Genomic DNA, 5,419 nt, shown 5'->3' with positions numbered 1-5,419 from the left:
TGGGTTTATTACTCCTTACCAGGCTAGATTCAATTTCTTTGGATCCTAATGTTCCCATTTTGCTTGACCATTACAGACTAAGATAAATTATGAAGTTCAGGAGTTTTTGGAAAAGAATAAAGGAAAGGTGTTTAGGCAAGGAATAGCATATGCATAAGTAATTTGGACAATGGGAATTAAATATTTAGTCTTGTATTATTTATAAAAAAATGATTTTATGGTATAATTCAAAAGTATAAATTGCAAACCATAAAATATAAAAGTAAGGGGTAAGAATGAAATTAAATGATATTTTGAAAAATTCGAATTATGATGAAAGTATTTTTACTGAAAAAGCTAAAAAGGAATTAGAAACTAAAATAGTTTTAAGACAAGTTAAAAGTGGTGAAACTCCTTATGTAGAGTGTATCATTAGAAAAAGGGAAATAGTACTTAAACCTGAAGAAGTAATAAGACAGTTGTATTTAGATATTCTAATAAATAAATATAAATATCCAAAGAGTAGGATTAGTCTTGAATCGCCAGTTCATTTCGGAAGAGAAGTAAAAAAGGCTGATATAGTAATTTGGGATAAAGATAGGCCAGATGTTCCTTATATTATAGTTGAAGTTAAAAAATTTAATTTAAAAGATGGAAAAGAACAGTTAAAATCATATTGTAATGCAACTGGGGCGCCAATAGGAATATGGACAAATGGAAAAGAAGTTGTACCATGGCATAGAAAAGATCCTAATTATTTTGAAGAAATAACAGATTTACCAAGAGCAAATCAAAAGTTAGTAGATGTTTTAAACGAAAGAAAGACATATAAAGATTTATGCGAAATTGATGAACTTAAAACTTCTAAGAGATCTTTGAAAGATATAATTTTAGAAATTGAGGATGAAGTTTTAGCAAATGCAGGAGTAGATGTATTTGAAGAAGTGTTTAAACTAATTTTTTCTAAATTGTATGATGAGTTAACATCTGCTCAAAATCCAAATGAATTTTTGCGTTTTTGGAATGCTGGCTATACTGACTACGAGTTAAGAGAAGAAATAGGGTATTTGTTTGAGGAGGCTAAAGAAAAATGGTATGGTGTATTTTCAGAAGATAGTAAAGTAACATTATCTCCTTCACATTTAGCAGTTTGTGTTGCCTCTCTGCAAAAATATAAGTTATTTAATTCTAATTTGGATGTTGTAGATGATGCTTTTGAATATTTAATGAGTAAGTCTAGTAAAGGAGAAAAGGGACAATATTTTACTCCACGTTATGTAATAGATATGTGTGTTAAAATGATAAATCCAAAAGAAGAAGAGTATATAATTGATACAGCGGCTGGAAGTGCTGGTTTTACAGTACATAGTATTTTTCATGTATGGAATCAGATAAGAGAAGAAATGGGATTAGAAAAAAGTCCTAATTTTACTACTGAAAAAAGAACACAAAGAGAACTTAAATATGTTGAAAGTAAAGTATTCGCAATAGATTTTGATGAAAAAGCTGTGAGAGTAGCAAGAACCTTAAATTTAATTGCAGGAGATGGTCAAACAAATGTTTTACATTTAAATACTTTGGACTATAATAGATGGGATGAGATTTCTAAACAAGAAAGTTGGAATGATACATATAATAAAGGCTTTAGAAAATTAAAAAAATTGAGAGCACCTAAAGCTAGTGATTATAAAAATTTTTCATTTGATGTATTACTAGCAAACCCCCCTTTTGCAGGTGATATAAAAGAACAACAAATCATAACTCAATATGAACTTGGAGAAAAAAGTAAAGATAAATGGAAAGCAAAAGTGGGAAGAGACGTCTTATTTATTGAGCGTAATTTGAAATTTCTTAAACCTGGTGGAAGAATGGCAATAGTTCTGCCACAAGGAAGATTTAATAATTCAAGTGATCAAAAAATTAGAGAATTTATAGCAGAACATGGAAGGATTTTGGCAGTAGTAGGATTACATGGGAATACATTTAAACCACATACAGGAACAAAAACTTCAGTTTTATTTGTACAAAAGTGGGATGGAAATTTATGTCCTAGAGTAGAGGATTATAATATATTTTTTGCAACAATGCAAAAATCTGGAAAAGATAATTCAGGAGAAAAAATATATGTAAAAGATGAAAATGGAGAAAATAGGTTAGATACGCATGATCATCTAATTGTGGAACATGATTTATACAATCATGAAGGATTAACAGAGGATGGAATAGCAGAGGCATTTATAGAATTTGCTAAGAAAGAGGAACTAAGTTTTTTTTAGAAAGCCTGTCTTTAGAACCTTTTAATGAAAATAAATATAATGAGCTAAGGGACAGGCTGGAATTAAAAGAAATAAATTACACAGAAACTTTAAAAAATAAAGATTTTAGACTAGACAGTAATGTTTGGACTACTCAAATATATAAGAATTTAAAGTTAAATTATATGAAAATTGGGGAATTACTTGGAAACTCTCAATATGGAATTTCGATATCAATGAATGAAGACAGAATAGGTTATCCGATATATAGAATGAATGAAATTTCTAAAATGTTAACTAAAAGTGAAGTTGAAAAATATGCCGATATCAATAAAAATGAATTAAATAGCTTTAAATTAAATGACAAAGATGTTTTATTTAATAGGACAAATTCTCTGGAATGGGTTGGCCGAACAGGGATCTTTTATAAAAATTCAGAAAAAGATTTTATTTTCGCTTCTTATTTAGTTAGATTTAATACAAATGAAAAATTTTGTTTACCAGAGTATTTGACTGCTTTCTTGAATTCTAAATTTGGAGTAGAACAGCTAAAGTCAAGAGTTAGAGAGTCAATTAATCAAGCAAATATAAATCCAGAAGAAGTGAAAGAAATAGAAATACCATTACTTGATATGAAACTTCAAAAATTGGTAGAATCGAGATTTTTAATTGCTAATAAAAACAAGATAATTTCAGAAAATTTGTATAAAGAAGCACAAGAAATACTTTTAAAAGAACTTAATTTAGATAACTATAAATTATTAGAAGAAAATATTTCTATAAAAAGTTTATCAGCTTCTTTTTTAGAAAGTGGAAGATTGGATGCTGAGTATTATCAACCTAAATATGATGATATAATAAAAAAAATTAAAATATATAAAAATGGATATGGAAAGTTGAAGGATTATATAAAGGAATATTCAACTGGTTTTGCTTTTAAAAGTTGTGATTATATAGAAGATGGAGTGGTAAAGTTAATCAGAATAAATAATATCATTAATGGTGACTTAGATATAAAAAATAGTGTATCAATTTCAAATGAAGTTGCTGAACAAACTACTAAAGATTTCGTGAAAAAATATGATATACTAATTTCTATGTCTGGAACAATAGGGAGTGCTTGTGTGATAAGGGATGATATAGAGGCAGTGGTAAATCAGAGGATTTTTAGATTTTCAGTAAAAGATTACGATTCTTTTGTGTTAGCATTGATTCTAAATTCTAGGATAGGAAAAACTCAATTAGATAGAATCGGAACTGGTGGAGTTCAAACGAACATATCTAGTAATGATATTAAAAATATACTAGTTCCCAAAATAGACTTCAACATTCAACAAAAAATATCAGAGAAAATTCAAAAATCATTTTATTTAAAAGAACGATCTGAACAATTGTTAGAAAATTCAGTAAAGGCAGTAGAAATAGCAATAGAAAAAACAGAAGAAGAAGCAGTTAAATATTTGGAAGAAGAAATAAAAAAAATAAATATAGAAATATAGGTAAATAAGACAAGACAACTAAAAGTCTTGTTTTTTATTATGAAAGAATTTTAGGAGGGATAATGAAATATATAATAATAAGTGGTGAGAAGATAACAAAACATAATTTTACCGGAAAATTACTGGAATTTGTGAGAAAAAATGTAAGAGGACTACAGGATGGGAAGTATGAAGTACAACAGGTAAAGACGGAAAATGGGGAGTTATGTGCGAAGTATAGGAGGATAAGATGAAAGGCGGGCATAAAGTAATAATAAAAAAGCTATAGTGGAATATTGAAAAGTTAATGTTTAAATGATATAATAAAGGAGTAAAAAATGGAATTGGAAGAAATATATAAATACATACGAGAAAATAAAGAAATTCAGGAAGTAATCAAAGAAATATTAACTGGAAAAGGAACTATAGAATTTTCTTATGAATATGGGAAAATAAAAACTAAGATGAAAAAAACAAAATTTTAAATAAACGAGTAGTTGATGCTTGGGATCCCAAGAGCTACTGAACTAACTAGATGTAAAAGTCTATTAGTTTGGTGGCTCTTTTGTTTTTTAGGAGAAAAAATGGAAATAAGAAAAATAAATATAAAAGATTTAAGAGAATATGAGAATAATCCGGTAATCCATAGCAGAGAACAGATAACAAAACTCGCTGAAATAATAAAAAGATATGGATTTAGACAGCCAATTGTAATAGACAGAAATAATGTAATTGTAGCAGGTCATGGAAGATTACAGGCAGTTAAAAAACTTGGATATAAAGAAATAGACTGTGTAATAGCTGATGATTTAACAGATGATCAGGTAAGGGCATACAGACTTGCAGATAATAAAATAAAGGAATTAAGTTTATGGGATGAAGATCTTCTAAAAACAGAGCTTCTTAATTTAGAGGATATAAATCTTGAATTACTGGGATTTAATGATGAGGACCTAAAATTCATTGAAGATACAGAACTTAAGGAAATAAAAGAAGAAAAACTAAGAGTTGATGATGAATATATACCGGAAGAAGTAAAGAATTTAGTCATAAAAAGAGGGGACTTAATAGAATTAGGAAATCACAGAATACTATGCGGAGACAGTTTTAGTAAGGATAATCTAGATAAACTACTAAAAGGAATAAAAGTTGATGCGGTAGTATCAGACCCTCCGTATGGAATGAATCTTGATACAGATTTTTCAACTATGAGTGATGGTAAAAACTATAGGAAGATATTAAATGATGATAAACACTTTGATTGTAGTATTTTTCTTGAATATTTTAAGAATGTAGAAGAACAGTTCTGGTGGGGGGCTAACTATTACATAAAAGAAATAGAAGGTGGAAGTTGGCTGGTATGGGATAAAAGAACCGACTTCGAATCAGAGAGTATGAATATAGCCAAAGCAGATTACACATTATCAGAGTTTGAATTATGCTGGAGCAAAGTGAAACACAGACAAAGGATAGCAAGGTTTTTCTGGTTTGGATTTACAGGTACACAATATGAACCGGAAAAAGGAAAAAATGGAATAGTAGGAACAAATCAAAGTATAAAAAGAATACATGCCAATCAGAAACCAGTAAGACTATATAACTGGCTGTATGAAAACTTTTTAAAAGAAAGTCATAAAAATATATGGGATGGATTTTTAGGAAGTGGAAGTTCACTAATAGCAGCAGAAATATCAGGGAAAAATATGT

The 5,419-nt window shown here is 28.6% G+C and carries 5 protein-coding genes; all 5 read left to right on the top strand.

Translation table 11 applies throughout. The annotated features are described in order from the left end of the window. The first annotated feature begins 275 nt into the window (after nucleotides 1-275). A complete protein-coding gene (locus tag NK213_RS18770; protein WP_253352111.1) occupies nucleotides 276-2,255 on the top strand; it encodes an N-6 DNA methylase in 1,980 nt (659 codons plus the stop codon). A gap of 164 nt (nucleotides 2,256-2,419) precedes the next feature. Further along, on the top strand, nucleotides 2,420-3,733 hold the full coding sequence (locus tag NK213_RS18765) for a hypothetical protein (RefSeq protein WP_253352110.1): 1,314 nt from the start codon (nucleotides 2,420-2,422) through the stop codon (nucleotides 3,731-3,733). Nucleotides 3,734-3,795: 62 nt separating this feature from the next. Then, nucleotides 3,796-3,966, top strand: a complete 171-nt coding sequence (locus NK213_RS18760; protein ID WP_253352109.1) for a hypothetical protein — start codon at nucleotides 3,796-3,798, stop codon at nucleotides 3,964-3,966. A gap of 84 nt (nucleotides 3,967-4,050) precedes the next feature. Beyond that, nucleotides 4,051-4,197 (top strand): hypothetical protein, encoded by a 147-nt coding sequence (locus NK213_RS18755; RefSeq protein ID WP_253352108.1) that lies wholly within the window; start codon nucleotides 4,051-4,053, stop codon nucleotides 4,195-4,197. Between the two features lie 99 nt (nucleotides 4,198-4,296). Continuing rightward, nucleotides 4,297-5,419, top strand: a 1,123-nt coding sequence (locus tag NK213_RS18750) for a site-specific DNA-methyltransferase (protein WP_253352107.1), incomplete at its 3' end; no start/stop codon positions are given.

Source organism: Sebaldella sp. S0638 (genome assembly GCF_024158605.1).
In the GTDB taxonomy this organism is placed as follows: Bacteria; Fusobacteriota; Fusobacteriia; order Fusobacteriales; family Leptotrichiaceae; genus Sebaldella.
The sequence above is the reverse complement of the archived record's forward strand: the minus strand, read 5'-3'. Positions and strand labels throughout refer to the sequence as shown.

Coding starts and splice junctions, on each gene's coding strand:
- NK213_RS18770 (WP_253352111.1), top strand. CDS start 276: ATGAAATTAAATGATATTTTGAAAAATTCGAATTATGATGAAAGTATT.
- NK213_RS18765 (WP_253352110.1), top strand. CDS start 2,420: ATGAAAATTGGGGAATTACTTGGAAACTCTCAATATGGAATTTCGATA.
- NK213_RS18755 (WP_253352108.1), top strand. CDS start 4,051: ATGGAATTGGAAGAAATATATAAATACATACGAGAAAATAAAGAAATT.
- NK213_RS18760 (WP_253352109.1), top strand. CDS start 3,796: ATGAAATATATAATAATAAGTGGTGAGAAGATAACAAAACATAATTTT.